Consider the following 17,328-nt stretch of genomic DNA (forward strand, 5'->3'; position numbering starts at 1 on the left):
GTGAGTGCGCCAACCGCCCTCCGGTGCGATTCCTTCCCCGCGGACGGCCCCGCATAGGGTGGCGGGATGCAGGAGCAGTATCGGACGGTCGCCCGCGAAGGCGTGCACGAGACCGAGATCAACCGCTCGCGCTTCCTCTGCGCGCTCGCGCCCGCCGCGACCGAGCAGGAGGCGCAGGACTTCGTCGCACGCGTCCGCAGGGAGCACCCGACCGCCACCCACAACTGCTTCGCGTACGTCATCGGCGCCGACGCCGCCGTACAGAAGGCCAGTGACGACGGCGAACCGGGCGGCACCGCCGGTGTGCCCATGCTCCAGATGCTGCTGCGCCGGGACGTGCGGTACGTCGCCGCCGTCGTCACCCGCTACTACGGCGGGGTCAAGCTCGGCGCCGGCGGACTGATCAGGGCGTACGGCGGTGTCGTCGGTGAAGCACTGGACGCCCTCGGCACCGTCACCCGGCGCCGCTACCGGCTCGCCACCGTCACCGTCGACCACCAGCGGGCCGGGAAGCTGGAGAACGACCTGCGGGCGACCGGGCGGGCGGTGCGTGACGTGCGTTACGCCGAGGCCGTCACCATCGAGGTCGGCCTGCCGGACACCGACGTCGGCAACTTCCGTGCCTGGCTCGCGGATGCGACGGCCGGGACGGCGGCGCTGGAACTGGGCGGCGAGGCGTACGGAGATGCCTGAAGCGGCACGCGTTGTCAGAGCACACCGTTAATCTCAGGGCCCATGAGACTCCTGCACACGTCGGACTGGCACCTGGGGCGGTCCTTCCACCGCGTCGGCCTGCTCGACGCCCAGGCGGCGTTCCTCGACCACCTGGTGGCGACGGTGCGCGACCGCGACGTGGACGCGGTGCTGGTGGCGGGGGACATCTACGACCGGGCGGTGCCGCCGCTGCCGGCCGTCGAGCTGTTCGACACGGCGCTGCACCGGCTCGCCGAGGCCGGCGTACCGACCGTGATGATCTCCGGGAACCACGACTCGGGGCGCAGACTCGGCGTCGGCGCGGGACTCATCGGGCGCGCCGGGATCCACCTGAGGACCGACCCGGCCGGGGTCGGCACCCCGGTGGTGCTGGCCGACGCGCACGGCGACGTCGCCTTCTACGGGCTGCCGTACCTGGAACCGGCCCTCGTACGGGACGAGTTCGGGGCGAAGAAGGCCGGCCACGAGGCCGTCCTGTCGGCCGCCATGGAGCGGGTCCGCGCCGACCTCGCCGGGCGGCCCGCCGGCACGCGCTCCGTCGTCCTCGCCCACGCCTTCGTCGCGGGCGGCGAGCCGAGCGACAGCGAGCGGGACATCACCGTCGGGGGAGTGGCGGCCGTCCCGGCCGCCGTCTTCGACGGCGTCGACTACACCGCCCTCGGGCACCTGCACGGCAGCCAGACGATCACCCCGCGCGTGCGGTACTCCGGCTCGCCGCTCGCGTACTCCTTCTCCGAGACCGACCACCGCAAGACGATGTGGCTCATCGACCTCGGCCCGGACGGGGGGATCACCGCCGCCGAGCGGATCGACTGCCCGGTACCGCGCCCCCTCGCCCGCATCCGTGGCCGCCTCGACGACCTGCTCGACGACCCGGCGCTCGCCCGCCACGAGCGGTCCTGGATCGAGGCCACCCTCACCGACCCGGTCCGCCCGGCCGAGCCCATGGCCCGGCTCGCCGCGCGCTTCCCCCACACCCTCAGCCTCGTCTTCGACCCCGACCGGCCCGACGACGAGCCCACCACCTCCTACGCCCAGCGCCTGCGCGGCCGCAGCGACCAGCAGATCGCCGAGGACTTCGTGGCGCACGTACGCGGCGGAGCGGGCCCCGACGCACCGGAGAGGGAGGCGCTGCAGCGTGCCTTCGAGGACGTACGGGTCGACATGGAGCGGCGCGAGGTGACCGCATGAGGCTGCACCGGCTGGACATCACCGGCTTCGGCCCCTTCGGCACCACCCAGACCGTCGACTTCGACGCCCTCACCGAGGCGGGACTGTTCCTGCTCCACGGACCGACGGGCGCCGGCAAGACCTCCGTCCTCGACGCCGTCTGCTACGCCCTGTACGGCGCGGTGCCCGGCGCCCGTCAAGGCCCCGGCACCTCGCTGCGCAGCGACCACGCCCCGGCCGGGACGGCCACCGAGGTCGTGCTCGACCTCACCGTCGGCGGCCGCAGGCTGGAGATCACCCGCAGGCCCGAACAGCTCCGCCCCAAGAAGCGCGGCTCCGGCTTCACCAAGGACAAGGCCCAGTCCTGGCTGCGTGAATACGACCCCGAGCGCGGCGCCTGGCAGGCGCTCAGCCGCTCCCACCAGGAGATCGGCGAGGAGATCACCCAGCTCATCGGCATGAGCCGGGAGCAGTTCTGCCAGGTGGTGCTCCTGCCGCAGGGCGACTTCGCGCGCTTCCTGCGCGCCGACGCCGAGGCGCGCGGCAAGCTCCTCGGCCGGCTCTTCGACACCCGGCGCTTCGCCGCCGTCGAGGAGCACCTCGCCGGACTGCGGCGCGTCGCCGAGCAGCAGGTGCGGGACGGCGACGAGCGGCTCCTGGGCCTCGCCCACCGGATGGCGCAGGCGGCGGGACCCGCCGCCGCGGACTGGCCCGCGCCCGACGGCAAACCCGGCGACCCGGGGCTCGCCGACTCCGTGCTCGCCTGGGCCGCCGTCGCCCGCGCGGGGGCCCGCGAGGCGCTGGACGTGGCCGCGTGCGCGCTCGCCGCGGCCGAGAGCAGGCAGGCCGCCGCGCGCCGCGCCCTCGACGAGGAGCGCGAGCTCGCAGCACGACAGCGGCGGTACGAGGACGCCGTGCGCCGCCGCGAGGAGCTCGAACTGCGGCGTGCCGAGCGCGATGCCTGGCAGGCCCGGCTCGACCGGGCCCGCAAGGCCGAGCGGGTGGCCGGGCCGCTGAGCCTGCGCGACGACGCCGAGCGGGCGCACCGGGCCGCGCACGCCGCCCACGCGCGGGCCGCGGCCTCACTCTCCGCCGCCGGACTGGCGCCGGACCTCGCCGACACGGGCACCGAACACCTCACGGCGCTGGCCGGACACCTGAGCCAGGAGCTCGGGGGACTGGAGCACGCCCGCCTGGCCGAGCGGCGCGGCGCCGAGATCGCCCGCGAGCGCGCCGAGCTGGAGCGCCAGGCCCGCGCCGACGAGGACACCCTGCACGACGCGGACGCCTGGCTGGCCGGCTGGGACACCCTGCGCCGCACCCTCCAGGACGGCGTCGAGGCCGCCCAGGAGGCCGCCACCCGCGCCGAGCACCTCGCGGGCCGCCTCGACCCCGCGCGCCGCCGCCTCGCCGCCGCGCACCGCCGCGACGCCCTCATACGCGACGCCGAGGCAGCCGAGTCCCGCCTCGCGGCCGCGCGCGAGCAGGCGAACGACGCCCACGAGACGTGGCTCGACCTGCGCGAGCGCCGCCTGCGGGGCATCGCCGCCGAACTCGCCGCGGAGCTCGTGGACGGCGACCCCTGTGCCGTCTGCGGCTCGCCCGACCACCCCGCGCCCGCCCGCGCCGCCGACGACCACGTCGACCGCGCGGCGGAGGACCGCGCCTACGCGGCGTACACCCACGCGGACGAGAACCGCTCCGCCGCGGAGCGCGATCTCGCCGTGGTGCGGGAGGCGCTGACGGCCGCCCGCGCCGAAGCCCTGGCGGGCGCGGAGGGCGACGCCCAGCCCACGGTCGGCGAGCTCGCCACGGCGGTCGAGCGGCTGGAGCGCGCGTACGACGAGGCCCGGGCCGTGGCCGGCGGCATGCACGCCGCCCGCGAGAGGCTCGACCGGGAGGAGGCGGAGCACCGGCGGCGCCTCGACGTACGCCGCCAGGTGGAGCGCCGCGCCGCCGCGCGTACCGCGCAGCGCGAGGCCCTCGACCGCGCGCAGGCCGACGTCGACGCCGAACTCGCGCGCGTGCGCGGCGTCGACGGCACCGGCGGCGTCGCCGAGTACGCCACCCTCCTGGAGCTCAGGATCGCCCGCCTCACCGAGGCCGCCGAGGCCGTACGGGCCGCCGAGGACACCGCCCGGCGCCTCAAGGAGGCCGACGACCGGCTCGCCGACGCGGCGTTCCGCGCCGGGTTCGACACCCCGGACGCCGCGGCCGCCGCGCTGCTCGACGACGTACGGCAGCGGGACCTCCAGCACCGGCTGGACGACTGGCAGGCTGCGGCCGCCGCGGTCGCCGACCGGCTCGCCGAGCCGGGGACGCGCGCCGCGGCCGAGCGCCCACCCGCCGACCCGGACGCGGCGCTGGCCGCGCTGGCCGCCGCCGACCGCGCCCTGCGCGACGCCGCCTCCACGCTCGACGCGCACCGCGACCGGTGCGCCCAGCTGGCCCGGCTGTCCCGGGAGGCGGACGCCGAGGTCCGCAGGCTGGGACCGCTGCGCGAGGAGTACGACCGCGTCGCGCGGCTCGCCGGACTCACCGCCGGTACGTCCGCGGAGAACGAGCGCAGGATGCGGCTGGAGTCCTACGTGCTCGCGGCCCGGCTCGAACAGGTCGCGGCCGCCGCGACCGCCCGCCTCCAGCGCATGTCCGCCGGCCGCTACACCCTGGTCCACTCCGACGCCCGCGCCGGCGGCAAGCGGTCCGGCCTCGGGCTGCATGTGGTCGACGCCTGGACGGGCCGCGAGCGCGACACGGCCACCCTCTCCGGCGGCGAGACGTTCTTCGCCTCGCTCGCCCTGGCGCTGGGCCTCGCCGACGTCGTCACGGACGAGGCCGGCGGCGTGCGCCTCGACACGCTCTTCATCGACGAGGGCTTCGGCAGCCTCGACGACCAGACCCTCGACGAGGTGCTGGACGTCCTCGACTCCCTGCGGGAGCGGGACCGCAGCGTCGGCATCGTCAGCCACGTCGGCGACCTGCGCCGCCGCGTCCCGGTCCAGCTGGAGGTCGTCAAGGAGAGGGCGGGCTCCCGGGTGAGGCTCCACACCGGCGGAAGCGGCCTCGGCGGCTGAGGTGTCAGCGGCTGATCGGGCGGCGCGGCAGCGGCGACGAGTAGACGACGCTCGTCGTCACCGACCCCAGCGCCGCGATCTTGCCCGAGATCTCCTCCAGGTGCGTCATGGACCGGGCGGCCACCTTCAGTACGAAGCAGTCGTCGCCCGTGACGTGGTGGGCCTCCAGGACCTCCGGCGTCGTGTCCAGCAGGTCGTGGAACGGCTTGTAGTTCCCGTGCGGATACCGGAGCCGGACGAAGGCCAGGATGGGGAGTCCGAGCCTCTCGCGGTCGACCACCGCCGTGTAGCCGCTGATCACCCCGGCCTCCTCCAGTCGGCGCACCCGCTCGGTGACGGCGCTGGCGGACATGGAAACGGTACGGGCGAGCTCGGCGAAGGTCGCCCGGCCCTGGTCCTGAAGAGCCGTCAGTATGCGCCAGTCGGTGGCGTCCGGTGAATATCCCGTCATGGATGACGAATAACAGGGGAATCACCGGCTGATCAAGGCAACCTCCGGGGATTGTCACTTCATTGCAATGATCATCGCGCCGTAGATTTTCTGCCATGACGACGATCCAGACCACCAGCGCCCCCGCGTCCGCCGCCGCCAACCCCGTCCTGCGGGTCCCCCCGGCCTCGCCCGCCGCCGCGGCCGCGTACTTCTCGGCCAGCCTCGCCTTCCACGCCGACGTCTCGGACGTCGCCTCGGCGCTCGCGGCCGGCGGTGACCCCGGCTTCGTCGTCCTGGACTCCCGCTCCACCGAGTCCTGGAACCAGGGCCACATCCCCGGCGCGGTGCACCTGCCGACGGCGCTCATCCCCGAGCAGGCCGAGCAGCTGCTCGACAAGTCCGTGCCGGTGGTCACGTACTGCTGGGGCCCCGGCTGCAACGGCGCCACGCGGGCGGCGCTCGCCCTCGCCGAACTCGGCTACCAGGTCAAGGAGATGCTCGGCGGCTTCGAGTACTGGGCGCGCGAGGGCTTCGAGTTCGAGACCTGGGAGGGGCGCGAGCGGCGCGACGCCGACCCGCTGACCGCCCCGGTCGACGGCGACTGCGGCTGCTGACCGCTGTTCGCGCCGAGCACCCCACCCGCGCGCCCGCAGGCCCGGCCTGCGGCCCCGACGCCCCGCGTTCACGGAGGGCGCCGGGGCCGGGCGGAGCTCAGAGCCGGGCGGAGTTTAGAGCCGGGACAGCTCGTCCACCAGGTCGTCCAGGCCCAGCGGCCCCTGCGACAGCGCCGCCATGTGCCACTTCTTCGCGTCGAAGGCGGCACCGTGCGCTCTGCGGGCGTTCTCCCGGCCCCGCAGCCACGCCCGCTCGCCCAGCTTGTAGCCGATGGCCTGCGCGGGCACCGACAGATAGCGGGTGAACTCGCTCTCCACGAACGCCGGTGACCTGCTGCTGTGGCGCCGGAAGAACTCCTGCGCCAGCTCCGGCGTCCACCGCTCACCCGGGTGGAACGGCGAATCCGCCGGAATCTCCAGCTCCAGGTGCATGCCGATGTCCACGATCACACGGCACGCCCGCATCATCTGCCCGTCCAGGTAGCCGAGCCGCCGCTCCGGGTCCGGCAGGAAACCCAGCTCGTCCATGAGCCGCTCCGCGTACAGCGCCCACCCCTCCAGGTTGGCGCTCACCCCGCCGACCGTCGCCTGGTAGCGCGAGAGCTGGTCGGCCACGTGCGCCCACTGCGCGATCTGGAGGTGGTGGCCCGGGACGCCCTCGTGGTACCAGGTGGACACCAGGTCGTACACCGGGAACCGGGTCTCGCCGTCGACCGGCAGCCAGGTGCGGCCGGGGCGTGAGAAGTCCTCGGACGGACCCGTGTAGTACGCCGCGGCGGCGCTGCCGGGCGGAGCGATCCGCGACTCCACCCTCCGTACCCGTTCGGCGAGTTCGAAGTGGGTGCCGTCCAGCGCCTCGATCGCCTCGTCCATCAGCTCCTGCAGCCAGACCCGTACCTCCTCGACGCCCACGTGGGAGCCGTGCTTGTCGAGGTGGGCGAGCGCCTCCCACGGGCCGGCGCCCGGCAGGATCTTCTCCGCCTCGGTCCGCATCTCGGCGAGGAGCCGGTGGTACTCGGCCCAGCCGTACGCGTACGCCTCGTCCAGGTCGAAGTCGGCGCCGGTGAAGTAGCGGGCCCAGCGGGCGTAGCGCTCGCGGCCCACGGTGTCGGGCGCGCCCTCCACCGCGGGGGCATACACGTCGCGCATCCAGTCGCGCAGCTCGGCCAGGGCCCGGGTGGCGCCGCGCGCCGCCGCGTCCAGCTCCGTGCGCAGCGCGGTGGGTCCGGCGGTGACGAACTCCTCGAACCAGCCGGTCCGGGCCCCGCCGTGGCCCGTCCACTCGGTGAGCTGCCCGACGACGGTGGCCGTGGCGCGCGGACCGCCCTTCAGGCCCCGGTCCAGCCCTGCCCGGAGCGACGCGCGGTAGCCGTCCAGCGCGGCGGGCACGGCGCGCAGCCGCTCGGCGACCGCCGCCCAGTCCTCGTCCGTCTCCGTCGCCATCACCGTGAAGGCGATGCGGACGCTGTGCGCGGGCGAGCGCAGGTTGCTGACCGCGCACAGCCCCTCCCCGGCCTCGTGGACGGCGAGCTCCGCGGTGAGCCGCTCGCGCAGGAGGCGCGCGCAGCGCCGCTCGGCGTCGCTGTCCGCGCCGGGCCGGCGTTCTGCCTCGTCGAGCCGGGCGAGCGTGGCACGGGCCAGCGCGGCGCGCTCCTCCTGTCCGGCGGGCGTGAAGTCCGGGAGGAGTCCGGCGCTTTCCCTGACGCCCAGGTACGTACCGGTGATCGGATCGAGTGCGACCAGGGCGTCGACATACGCGTCGGCCACCTGGCGGGGGAGAGCGCTGCTGGAGGTCTCTGGCATGAGGCCATCCTGGTATGCCACGGGTCTCGGCGTCACCCTCATCCGTGGCTAGTCGGCTGACACATGAGCGCCCGCGGCGGCCGGCAGCAGCGGCCCGCACTCCCACTGCTGGAAGATCAGCCGCGTCTCCACCCGCGCCACCTCGCGCCGCGACGTGAACTCGTCCAGTACGAGTCGCTGCAGGTCAGCGGGGCCCGCGACGGCCACGTGCACCAGGTAGTCGTCCGGTCCCGTCAGATGGAACAGCGCCCGGGACTCCGGCAGGGCGCGGATCCGCTCGACGAACGGGCCGATCAACTCCCGCCGGTGCGGGCGCACCTGCACCAGCAGGAGCGCTTCCAGGCCGCGTCCGAGTTTGGCCGGATCGAGTCGCAGCCGGTGCCCCAGGATGACGCCGGTGCGGCGCAGCCGCGCCACCCGGTCGAGGCAGGTGGAGGGGGCGACGCCCACCTCGGCGGCGAGTTCGCGGTACGTGGTCCGGGCGTCGTTCTGCAAAAGGCGAAGTATGTGCAGATCGACCGTGTCCAGTACGACAGATTCGGCCATGCGGCGAACGTAGCACGGGGTTATCCGCCGCCTCCCCGGAATGTGTTCACAGTGCGGTCCATGGATGCCATGGACCGCACCGCCGCGATCGAGCCCCGCACCCCGTGGGCGCCGGCCACCCAAGCCGTGCACGCCGGGCGCGAAGACCTCGCCGCTCTGGGCCTGCACGCCGTCCCCCTCGACCTGTCCACCACGTACCCCTCGTACGACGCGAGGGCGGAGGCCGCGCGGATCGACGAGTTCGCCGCCACCGGCGCCCTCCCGGAGGGACCGCCGGTCTACGCCCGCCTCGACAACCCCACCACCGCGCGCTTCGAGACGGCGCTCGCCCGGCTGGAGGGCACGCAGAGCGCCGTGGCGTTCGCCAGCGGCATGGCGGCCCTCACCGCCGTCCTGCTCGCCCGGGCGAGCGCGGGCCTGCGCCATGTGGTCGCCGTACGGCCCCTGTACGGGTGCAGCGATCACCTGCTCACGGCGGGGCTGCTCGGGACGGAGGTGACCTGGACGGACCCCGCCGGCATCGGCGACGCGATCCGGCCCGACACCGGTCTGGTGATGGTCGAGACCCCCGCCAACCCCACGCTCGCCGAGGTCGACGTCCGCGCCGTCGCCCACGCCTGCGGAGAGGTGCCGCTCCTCGTCGACTCCACCTTCGCCACTCCCGTCCTCCAGCGGCCCGCCGAGCACGGGGCGCGGATCGTGCTGCACAGCGCGACCAAGTACCTGGGCGGTCACGGCGACGTGCTCGCGGGTGTGGTGGCCTGCGACGAGGAGTTCGCCGGCCAGCTGCGGCGGATCCGGTTCGCCACCGGGGGCGTACTGCACCCGCTGGCCGCCTATCTGCTGCTGCGGGGGCTGTCCACGCTGCCGGTGCGCATGCGGGCCGCGTCGGTGTCCGCCGCCGAACTGGCGCGCCGGCTGGCGGTCGATCCGCGGATCGCTCGGGTGCACTACCCGGAGATCGGCGGCGCCATGGTCTCCTTCGAGGTGTACGGGGACCCGCGGGACGTGATCGCCGGAGTGCGGCTGATCACGCCCGCGGTGAGCCTCGGCAGCGTCGACACGCTGATCCAGCACCCGGCGTCCATCAGCCACCGCGTGGTGGACGAGACGGACCGGCGCGCGGCCGGGGTGAGTGACCGGCTGCTGCGGATGTCGGTCGGCCTGGAGGACGTCGAGGACCTGTGGCGGGACCTGACGGAGGCGCTCAGCGCCGCGCCTGTCCGTGGCCCTCGCCGGAGCGGTGGACGGGAGCGGAGCCCGGAGCGCCGTTCGGGGCGCCCGGGGCGTCCAGCCGCGCGGTGATCACCAGGGTTCCTTCCTCGATCTGGTAGTCGAGGGGAAGGTTCAGCCCCCGCATGGCGGCGACCATGCCGGTGTTGGACGACTGCGTCACGGCGTACACGCTCGCGCAGCCGGCTTCGACGGCGAGCTCCACCAGGCGGCGCAGCAGCTCGGAGCCGATGCCGCGGTGCTGCCACTCGTCCTCGACGAGCAGGGCGACCTCCGTCTCGTCGCCGTCCCACAGCAGGTGGCCGAGGGCGACGAGGCGGCCGGACGCCGTCTCGACGGCGAGGGTGCGGCCGAAGCGGGGGCTGAGGAGGTGGTCGAGATAGCGGTCGGCGTCGCCGACCGGACCGTGGTAGCGCAGCCCGAGCGTGCGGTCCGAGCAGCGGTCGTGCATGGCGCGCGCGGCCCGCAGGTCGCGCCGGTCGGCGCGGCGGACGGTGATCTCGTTGCCCTCCGGGAGCGTCAGCACGTCCTGCCCGTGGGGGATGCGCGGGCCGAGGCGGGCGTCGAGCTCCACGAGCGCGCGGGCGCGGGCGAACTCGGTGGGCGTGAACGGCAGGTAGGGGCGCTCGATCGTGATCACCCCGCCGTTCGGGTCACGCAGCCGCATCACCCTCTCGCCGTCCTCCAGCGCTCCTTCCACCGGGGCGGTCGCGCCGGTGGGGCGGCCGGACAGCGAGACGGCGGGTACGGAGTGGATGGTGCACCGGCCGAGCAGCCGGCGCAGGGCGAGGGGCAGTTCGGCGGCGTCGAGCGCGGTACGGGTGGCCAGGCCCAGCACCCGCGTCGGGGTGTCGACCAGGTCGTGCGCGTCGGCGCGCTCGATCCACGTGGAGGTGCCGCCCGCCGCGGCGGCCTCCCGGGTGAGCTCGGCCGCCGGGAGCGAGGCGGGGGCGCGGAGCAGGAACTCGTCCACCGTGCCCTCGGCCAGCGGGTGCGTCTGCAGGGTGAGGATGTCGACGCGCAGCCGGGCGAGCGCCGTGCACAGGGCGGCGAGGCTGCCCGGCTCGTCGCGCACGGTGGTGCGCATCCGCCACAGCGCGGAATCCTCGGGCGCCGTCGCCCCGGCCGGTTCCGGGGCGGCGGACACGGCGGACGTGGCGGGCGCCGTGCCGCCGCCGGTATCAAGGCCGTCTTCGGCCGGCGGCGCATGGCTGTGGCGCCGTGCCCACCAGGTGTGGAACGCCGCCGTGGCGATCAGGACGACCGCCGAGACACCGAGGAGGTACGGCCCTTCGGGGCCGTGCGCGATGGTGTTCGCCACCGCGTCCGCGACGGCCACGGCGGTGAACAGGGCGGCCAGTTCGACGAGGTCCCGCCGCCAGTGGTGGTGGCGGTGCTGGTGGCGGCGGGCGCTCTTCGTAGCGGTCACATCAGTCATGGCATCACTGTGACCCAGCGGTGTTGCGTGATCACGAACCCTTTGTGACTGATGGGTTAAGCATGGGTCTGGTGCTTTAACGACCATTTTCCGCCGTTTCTGGCGTGGACTGTTCGACCGGACGTACGGGGGAGTCGGGCGTCCTCGCCAGGGCCTGCGCGAGCCGCTTCGCCTGCGCGACGAGCTGCGACGAGCCGCGGCGGGCCGCCAGCGCGTCCAGCCCCGGGATCGGGCGGACGGGGGCCGACACCGCACCGCACCGCTCGACGCAGTCGGCGGCGACCGCCAGTATCTCGCCCAGCCCGCGCACCGGTTCACCACCCTCGACCAGCCCGGGCAGCGCGCTCGCGAGCACCGCCCATGTGGTGGCGTACGCCCCGGTCGCCGCGGCCGTACGCGCCGAGTCGGCCAGCCGGTTGGGCTTGACCGTGCCGATGCGCACCAGCTCCGCCAGGTCCTGGCCGAGCCGCGCCGCGTCCAGCTCGCCGCGCGCCGCCAGCACCAGGAGGGCGTCGACCGCGACGAGCCGGTCCTCCGCGTGCCGCGCACCCATCCCGGTGGCCAGCGCGAGGTGCAGCGAGGGCCCGGCCTCGCCGCCCGCCTCGGCGAGCGGCGCGAGGAATGACGTGCCGCCGCGTATGTCGTCGGCAGCGGCCGTGGCCAGCGGCAGCAGCCACGTCGCGAGCCGCTCGCGATCCTCCGGCAGTACGGCGGTCCAGTGGGGCGCCGCACCCGACCAGTGGTAGCAGCCCCGGCCGTCGTCGGTCGAAGCCGCGCCCAGGGCACGGAACGCGCGCGGGAAGTCCCGCAGCGACCCGGGGGTCTGGTCGGTGGTCATCACGATCCGCCGCGGCAGCTGACGTGTCCAGGCGGGCCAGTGGTCCGCCGGTGCCGTGGGCTCGGCGACCCCGCGTACGGCGGGCGCCCACAGCTCGGGGGCGGTGAGCCACCGCGCGAGGCGCTCCCCGGCCGGCGTGCCCATCCGGGCGGCGTCCTCGGCGGCCCGGGCCGCCTTGGGCCCGGCCCTTCGCACCCGCAGCAGCGCCTGCGCGAAATCGATCTCCCCCGGCGTGACACCGAGCTGCTCGTAGCCGCGCAGTCGCTCCACCAGCTCACCCGGATCCACCGCCCCCGCGTGCCAGGTCGGCGTGGCCAGCAGATACGGAGTCGACCCCTTGAGCAGCGTCACCGCCGCCTCCTGGGCCCGCACCAGCGGGAGCCGGTCCAGGGCGCGGTGCACACAGCCGTGTGAGGGTTCCGCCCGCAACGCCGCGTGCAGATGTCCCGTCGTCACCTTGCCGACCACCGTCCCCACGACGATGTCCAGCGGCTGGAGGTACTGCATGAAGTTCGCGTCGCGCCCGTACCACCGCAGATCCGCGACCAGCGGCAGCAGCGCCTCACGCAGCGCGTCGAGGTCCCGGTACGCGAACCGCACCAGGCCGTCCAGCGCGCGCTCGACGCCCAGGACGTCGTCGCCCGCCTTCAGCAGGACCGCCACGTCCTCCACCAGCTCCGGCAGGCTGTCCGCCGCCGGGGCCACGCGCCGCGCCTCCGGCGCCGGAGGCAGGAACTCCTCGTACGGCTCCGCCTCCCCGTCCCCCTCCGCCGGGAGCGCCTCGCCGAACACCTCGGCCGCCGCGGCCCGGTGCACCGGGCTCAGCAGAGCGGCCGCCCCGGCCAGCTCGGTACGCGTCTCCTCGCCCACGCCGGACAGATGGCGCCCGACGAGCTTCAGCGCCCGCTCCTGCACCCCGGTGTCCGCATGGCCGAACGCCTCGGTGACCGCGGGCAGCAGCTCCGCCGCCGCGTCCGCGCCGCCCTGCCGCAGCGCCTTGCCCAGCAGGACCAGTTGCGCCCGCACCAGCTTCTTCTCCGTACGGAACAGCACCGACCCCGACACCTCGGCCAGCTCCCGCGCCGACAGGTCCCCCGCCGCGGACAGCCGCGCCAGCACCTCCTGGGCGTGCGCCGCCACGATCGACGGGCCGTCGGCCGCCATGCCCATCCAGTCGGCCTTGCGCACCCGCTCCTCATCGGCCGTCAGCCGCAGCCGCCGCAGCAGGTCGAGGAAGAACCGGACGGCCCCCGGCTTGGCCCCGCGCAGCAGCCGCGCCACACAGGCGTCGACGAGCACGCCCCGCTCCACCACGCCCTCGTCGGCCAGCGCCACGAGCCCGGCCTGCCAGTCGTCGGAGCACCACGTCAGCGTGCTCGGCAGCTCCGTGGTCTCGAAGAGGCGGGGAACCAGCGCCGGCGCATACGGGTCGGTGCGCAGCGCGGGCAGGATGCCCTGCCGGGCCACCGCGTCCGCCCAGCCGTGGACGTACCCGTCCGTCACCGGCACCGGGCAGTCCGAGAGCCGGACGAGCTCGTGGACCAGCGGGTAGTCCTCCTCGGCCGTGGCGGGCCTCCCGGCGAGCCGGTGCGCCACATCGCCCAGCCACCCCGCCTCCCGGTCCGCGAGCAGGTCCAGCAGCATCCCCGTCGGCAGCCGCTCCCAGTCCCGCAGATCGCGGGCGCCGATCCACGCGGCCGCCGCCGCGGCCCCCGTGTGGCAGCCCGCACCCGCCACCAGCAGCGCACGCGAGATGCTCCGCCGTTCCTCCCAGCGGTCCCAGTCCCAGCCGCGCAGCTCCTTGCGCAGCTCCTTCAGTTCCGCGAGCGCCACCTTGCGCCCGGCGGGGTCCAGCTCCTGCACCAGGGCCGGCACATCGTCCCGCCGCCCCTCGCGCACGGCCTTCAGCAGCTCCTCCGCCGCGATCATCGGGCACCTCCGGCGACCGCCAGGGCGCCACGGCGGACCATCCTGACCGCCAGCGCGTGTTTGCACGGCCCCCGCCTGCCCCGGTAGTCCGCCCACCACTGGCACGTACAGCTCAGCACCCCGCCCTCCGACCACCGCACCTGGTAGCGGCGTTCACCCGAGGACACCAGCGCCAGGCCCTCGTCCCCGGAGAGCTCGACCGAACCCGACGCGACCAGGGCCCGCGCCGCCACCAGCCGCGGGTTGTGCCGCTCCGCGCGGTCGGCGTCGTACGGCAGCTCACGGTGGAAGTACGCGGCGTCCGCCACGTCGTAGCCCACGCGGCCCGCCGTGCCCAGCCGGGTCAGCGCCGCCCGCACCCGCTCCACCGACAGCCCGGCCTGCGCGGCCAGGTCGGCGAGGTCGATCCGCGGCTCCCACGCCAGCAGCACCGACACCAGCTCGGCGTCCTGCGCCGCCTCCTCCGTGGCGAGCGCCTCCAGCACCCCGCCCTCGCCGGAGAAGCCGCGCGAAGCGTCCGGGGACAGTGTGAGCGTCAGCCGCATCCCGGGCAGCGCCACCTCCCAGGCGCTCGCCGTCGCCGCCCCGTCCACCACCGGCCCGTACACGCGCAGCGCCGTCGCGTGCCGCAGCACCCGCTGGAGCGCGACCAGCCGCTCCGGACCCGGCAGGCACACCGCGCCCGGCACCGGCCGCGTCGTCGGCCGCAGGGTCTTCCCGGCCGGCACCACCCACAGCGGCCCGCGCCCGGAGCCGCCCGCCGTCCGCGGCAGCGCCCGCAGGAACCGTACGGCCTCGGCGGCGGACAGCTCCGCGCGCAGGTCGAACCCGGCGCACGCCACCTGGGCCTCGGCGAAGCCCCGCAGCCAGCGGTCCGGCAACGGCACCTTCTTCTCCACCACCGCGCCACCGAGCGTCGTCACGGCCAACTCCTCGGGCCCGACGCGCAGGTGCAGCGGGTCCCCACCGGTCAGCCGGGAGAGCGCCTCACGCAGCGGGTTGTTGACGTCCACATTGGTCGTGCCGTGCCCGGTCTCGGCGCCGTCGAGGCCCTCGCTCAGCACGTCCAGCCGCGCGTACACCCCGCCGCAGCCCGAGAACGACTCAAAGCGCAGCCGGTCGCCGTTCCCCGTCACCACCGGGTCCAGCGACGCCGGTCGCAGCCGCTGGAAGTACCGGGCGGCCGCGACGTCCGCGACCGCCAGCAGGCCGCGCGCCGCTATCTGCGGCGACGTCACGAAACCGGAGAAGAAACGGGGATGGGCCTCGGCGCCGGCGGGCGTCAGCCCGCCGGACGTCTCCAGGCCGAGTAGCCGTCCGGCCTGCGAGGACTCCAGGGCGGACGGACGGGAATAGGCGAGTGCCTGCACGGATCGCGTCATGGAAAAGACGGTAGGACCCACCACTGACAATCGCCCCGGGCCGAGCTCCCGCCCCCGGTCCAGGCCTCAGCGCCGACGCGGTGAGCGGACCCCCTCCGCCAACGCCCGTCCGCCGTCGGCGTTCTCGCGGGGCGGCTCAGCGGCGGCTCCCGTCCAGCAGGACGCGTGCGACCAGGGCCGGGTCGTCGCTCATCGGCACGTGCCCGCACCCCGGCAGGCTCACCAGCCGGGCGTCGGTGATGGCGCGCTTGGCGCGGACGCCCTGCCGGCGCAGCAGCAGCCGGTCGCGGGTGCCCCAGGCGATGGTGACCGGCACATCCGGCACGTCGTGGGTGAACAGGACGTCGCGCCCCGCGGTGAGCGTCGGGTGGAAGCCGGTCGCATGACGCAACGCCAGTGTCTCGGCGACGACCGCCTCCGGTGACCGCCGCCCCGGGTGGGCGTAGACGGTGCTGGTCAGTGCCGCCCGCCCGGCAGCGGACCGTGACATCCGTTCGATCACCGGCAGGGGGAGGGACTCGGCGCCCGTCCGCATCGCGCGCAGCGTCCCGAAGGCGTACCGGCGTTCGCTCTCGTTCCAGAAGCCCGCCGGGGCCAGCGCCGTCACGGACCGCACGCGCCTCTCGCGCCCCAGCTCCAGGGCGAGCAGCCCGCCGAGGGAGTTGCCCGCCACGTGCGGACGGTCGACGTCCAGGGTCTCGCACAGCATGCCCAGCACCCGGCCCACCGTGGGCAGGTCGTACGGCAGCCCGTCGGGCAGCGCGGGCGAGGAACCGAACCCCGGCAGGTCGACGGCGATCACGTCCCGTTCGGCGGCCAGGATGTCGAGCACCGGCTGCCACGCCTGCCAGTGGTGCCCGATGCCGTGGAGCAGGAGCAGCGGCCGGCCCGAACCGGCCCGTTCGTATTCGAGCGTCAGTGTGCGGGGCCCCTGGAGGGACTCGACGGTGAACGAGACCTGTCCGGCCATGCTGGCTGCACCTGCTCCCTGCCGTGGGCGCCCTGTTTAAGACGCTCTGTCAGCAACCATTACCGTTCGGTAGTGTTCAGTTCAAGGGGCACGGCCGTCCACATGTGGTCAGAACCGCATCCTTCTCACCTGGACACGCCCTTCCTCGTCGGCTGGGATGGACGCGTGGCAACTGATACCCAGTCAGACGTCTCCGACGTCACCGGCATCGCCGAGGTCTTCGAAGCGCACCGGCCCGTCCTGACCGGCGTGGCCTACCGGATGCTCGGCCGTGTCGCCGACGCCGAGGACGTGGTCCAGGAGGCATGGCTCCGCTGGTCGGGCGCCGACCACGCCGCCGTCCGCGACGCACGCGCCTTCCTCGTACGGATCACCACCCGGCTCGCCATCGACCGGCTACGCCAGGCGCAGGCGCGGCGCGAGTCGTACGTCGGGCCGTGGCTCCCCGAGCCCGTCACCACGGACTTCGGGCCCACCGTCCCGGACACCGCCGAGCGCGCCGTGCTCGCCGACTCCGTCTCGCTCGCCGTCCTGGTCGTCCTGGAGTCCCTCTCGCCGCTGGAGCGCGCCGTGTTCGTGCTGCGCGAGGCGTTCGGCTTCCCGTTCGCGGAGATAGCCACCACCCTCGACCGGTCCGAGGCGGCGGTGCGCCAGCTCGCCGGCCGCGCCCGGCGCCACGTGGACGAGGGCCGGCGCCGGTACGACGTGGACCCGGCCGAGCGCCGTGACCTCACCGAGCGCTTCCTGGACGCGGCCGCCGGCGGCGATCTGGGCGAGCTGCTCGCCCTGCTGGCCCCCGACGTCCGGCTGGTCGGCGACAGCGGCGGCAAGGCCAAGGCGCCGCTGCGCGTCATCGAAAGCGCCGACAAGGTGGGCCGCTTCTTCTTCGCCATCGCCAAGGCGCCCCTGCCGGGCTCGGAGTACTGCTACACCGAGATCAACGGCGCCCCCGCGCTGGTCGTACACGTGGACGGAAAGCCCGAAACCCTCATCCAGGTGGAAGCGGTCGACGGCCGGATCCACACCGTCTACGTCATCCGCAACCCGGACAAGCTGGCCGCGCTCACGCTGCCGCGACCGCTGCCGTAGGAGGCCGGTCCGCTCCTTTTCCCACCGGCCCCGCGCTCCCCTCCCGGACGCGGGGCCGGCGCGTTCCCGCGCTCGCGTCCGGCGCGCATTGGTCT

13 protein-coding genes are annotated in these 17,328 nt (G+C 74.8%); 6 read left to right on the forward strand and 7 right to left on the reverse strand.

The window, feature by feature from the left end:
• The first annotated feature begins 66 nt into the window (after positions 1-66).
• From ACZ42X_RS19575 to ACZ42X_RS19585, 3 genes are read left to right on the forward strand one after another with little or no spacing between them, the layout of a single operon-like run.
• The gene (locus ACZ42X_RS19575; protein ID WP_468291339.1) at positions 67-693 is read left to right on the forward strand and encodes a YigZ family protein; all 627 of its coding nucleotides are present in this window, start codon (positions 67-69) and stop codon (positions 691-693) included.
• Positions 694-735: 42 nt separating this feature from the next.
• Entirely contained in the window at positions 736-1,905 is a 1,170-nt protein-coding gene (locus ACZ42X_RS19580; RefSeq protein ID WP_468291342.1) for an exonuclease SbcCD subunit D, read from the forward strand.
• Entirely contained in the window at positions 1,902-4,958 is a 3,057-nt protein-coding gene (locus ACZ42X_RS19585) for an AAA family ATPase (RefSeq protein WP_468291345.1), read from the forward strand. The genes ACZ42X_RS19580 and ACZ42X_RS19585 overlap by 4 nt, the downstream gene beginning before the upstream one ends.
• 4 nt (positions 4,959-4,962) lie before the next feature.
• On the opposite strand, the gene ACZ42X_RS19590 is transcribed toward ACZ42X_RS19585, so the two are convergent.
• Positions 4,963-5,409 carry an Lrp/AsnC family transcriptional regulator gene (locus tag ACZ42X_RS19590; protein ID WP_468291348.1) on the reverse strand — a complete coding sequence of 149 codons (447 nt, stop codon included), beginning with the start codon at positions 5,407-5,409 and terminating at the stop codon, positions 4,963-4,965.
• A 95-nt stretch (positions 5,410-5,504) separates the two neighbouring features.
• Between ACZ42X_RS19590 and ACZ42X_RS19595 the strand changes: the two genes are divergently transcribed.
• A complete protein-coding gene (locus tag ACZ42X_RS19595) occupies positions 5,505-6,005 on the forward strand; it encodes a rhodanese-like domain-containing protein (protein ID WP_468291350.1) in 501 nt (166 codons plus the stop codon).
• A gap of 114 nt (positions 6,006-6,119) precedes the next feature.
• Here ACZ42X_RS19595 and ACZ42X_RS19600 read toward each other — a convergent pair whose 3' ends face one another.
• Together ACZ42X_RS19600 and ACZ42X_RS19605 are read right to left on the reverse strand one after the other, a co-directional pair.
• The gene (locus tag ACZ42X_RS19600) at positions 6,120-7,808 is read right to left on the reverse strand and encodes a DUF885 domain-containing protein (protein ID WP_468291353.1); all 1,689 of its coding nucleotides are present in this window, start codon (positions 7,806-7,808) and stop codon (positions 6,120-6,122) included.
• Between the two features lie 48 nt (positions 7,809-7,856).
• Positions 7,857-8,354, reverse strand: a complete 498-nt coding sequence (locus tag ACZ42X_RS19605; protein ID WP_468291356.1) for an Lrp/AsnC family transcriptional regulator — start codon at positions 8,352-8,354, stop codon at positions 7,857-7,859.
• Between the two features lie 60 nt (positions 8,355-8,414).
• Here ACZ42X_RS19605 and ACZ42X_RS19610 point away from each other — a divergent pair, with 60 nt between their 5' ends.
• Positions 8,415-9,659, forward strand: coding sequence for a trans-sulfuration enzyme family protein (locus ACZ42X_RS19610; RefSeq protein ID WP_468291358.1), 1,245 nt, complete (start codon positions 8,415-8,417; stop codon positions 9,657-9,659).
• On the opposite strand, the gene ACZ42X_RS19615 is transcribed toward ACZ42X_RS19610, so the two are convergent.
• The 4 genes from ACZ42X_RS19615 to ACZ42X_RS19630 form a co-directional block, all read right to left on the reverse strand.
• On the reverse strand, positions 9,562-11,025 hold the full coding sequence (locus ACZ42X_RS19615; protein WP_468291361.1) for a GNAT family N-acetyltransferase: 1,464 nt from the start codon (positions 11,023-11,025) through the stop codon (positions 9,562-9,564). The genes ACZ42X_RS19610 and ACZ42X_RS19615 overlap by 98 nt on opposite strands.
• A 76-nt stretch (positions 11,026-11,101) precedes the next feature.
• Positions 11,102-13,792: a DUF7824 domain-containing protein gene (locus ACZ42X_RS19620; RefSeq protein ID WP_468291364.1), complete on the reverse strand. Its 2,691-nt coding sequence runs from the start codon at positions 13,790-13,792 to the stop codon at positions 11,102-11,104.
• Positions 13,789-15,174, reverse strand: coding sequence for an SWIM zinc finger family protein (locus ACZ42X_RS19625; protein ID WP_468291367.1), 1,386 nt, complete (start codon positions 15,172-15,174; stop codon positions 13,789-13,791). Before ACZ42X_RS19625 ends, ACZ42X_RS19620 begins: the two co-directional genes overlap by 4 nt.
• A gap of 136 nt (positions 15,175-15,310) precedes the next feature.
• Complete coding sequence (locus tag ACZ42X_RS19630; protein WP_468291370.1) at positions 15,311-16,144, reverse strand: alpha/beta fold hydrolase; 834 nt, start codon at positions 16,142-16,144, stop codon at positions 15,311-15,313.
• Positions 16,145-16,309: 165 nt separating this feature from the next.
• Between ACZ42X_RS19630 and ACZ42X_RS19635 the strand changes: the two genes are divergently transcribed.
• A complete protein-coding gene (locus ACZ42X_RS19635; protein WP_468291373.1) occupies positions 16,310-17,233 on the forward strand; it encodes an RNA polymerase sigma-70 factor in 924 nt (307 codons plus the stop codon).
• Positions 17,234-17,328: the final 95 nt, after the last annotated feature.

Source organism: Streptomyces sp. NPDC030862 (assembly GCF_055571835.1).

Bases quoted from the DNA above. Each gene is read 5' to 3' on its own strand.
- ACZ42X_RS19575 (WP_468291339.1), top strand. From the start codon at position 67: ATGCAGGAGCAGTATCGGACGGTCGCCCGCGAAGGCGTGCACGAGACC.
- ACZ42X_RS19580 (WP_468291342.1), top strand. From the start codon at position 736: ATGAGACTCCTGCACACGTCGGACTGGCACCTGGGGCGGTCCTTCCAC.
- ACZ42X_RS19585 (WP_468291345.1), top strand. From the start codon at position 1,902: ATGAGGCTGCACCGGCTGGACATCACCGGCTTCGGCCCCTTCGGCACC.
- ACZ42X_RS19590 (WP_468291348.1), bottom strand. From the start codon at position 5,409: ATGACGGGATATTCACCGGACGCCACCGACTGGCGCATACTGACGGCT.
- ACZ42X_RS19595 (WP_468291350.1), top strand. From the start codon at position 5,505: ATGACGACGATCCAGACCACCAGCGCCCCCGCGTCCGCCGCCGCCAAC.
- ACZ42X_RS19600 (WP_468291353.1), bottom strand. From the start codon at position 7,808: ATGCCAGAGACCTCCAGCAGCGCTCTCCCCCGCCAGGTGGCCGACGCG.
- ACZ42X_RS19605 (WP_468291356.1), bottom strand. From the start codon at position 8,354: ATGGCCGAATCTGTCGTACTGGACACGGTCGATCTGCACATACTTCGC.
- ACZ42X_RS19610 (WP_468291358.1), top strand. From the start codon at position 8,415: ATGGATGCCATGGACCGCACCGCCGCGATCGAGCCCCGCACCCCGTGG.
- ACZ42X_RS19615 (WP_468291361.1), bottom strand. From the start codon at position 11,025: ATGACTGATGTGACCGCTACGAAGAGCGCCCGCCGCCACCAGCACCGC.
- ACZ42X_RS19620 (WP_468291364.1), bottom strand. From the start codon at position 13,792: ATGATCGCGGCGGAGGAGCTGCTGAAGGCCGTGCGCGAGGGGCGGCGG.
- ACZ42X_RS19625 (WP_468291367.1), bottom strand. From the start codon at position 15,174: ATGACGCGATCCGTGCAGGCACTCGCCTATTCCCGTCCGTCCGCCCTG.
- ACZ42X_RS19630 (WP_468291370.1), bottom strand. From the start codon at position 16,144: ATGGCCGGACAGGTCTCGTTCACCGTCGAGTCCCTCCAGGGGCCCCGC.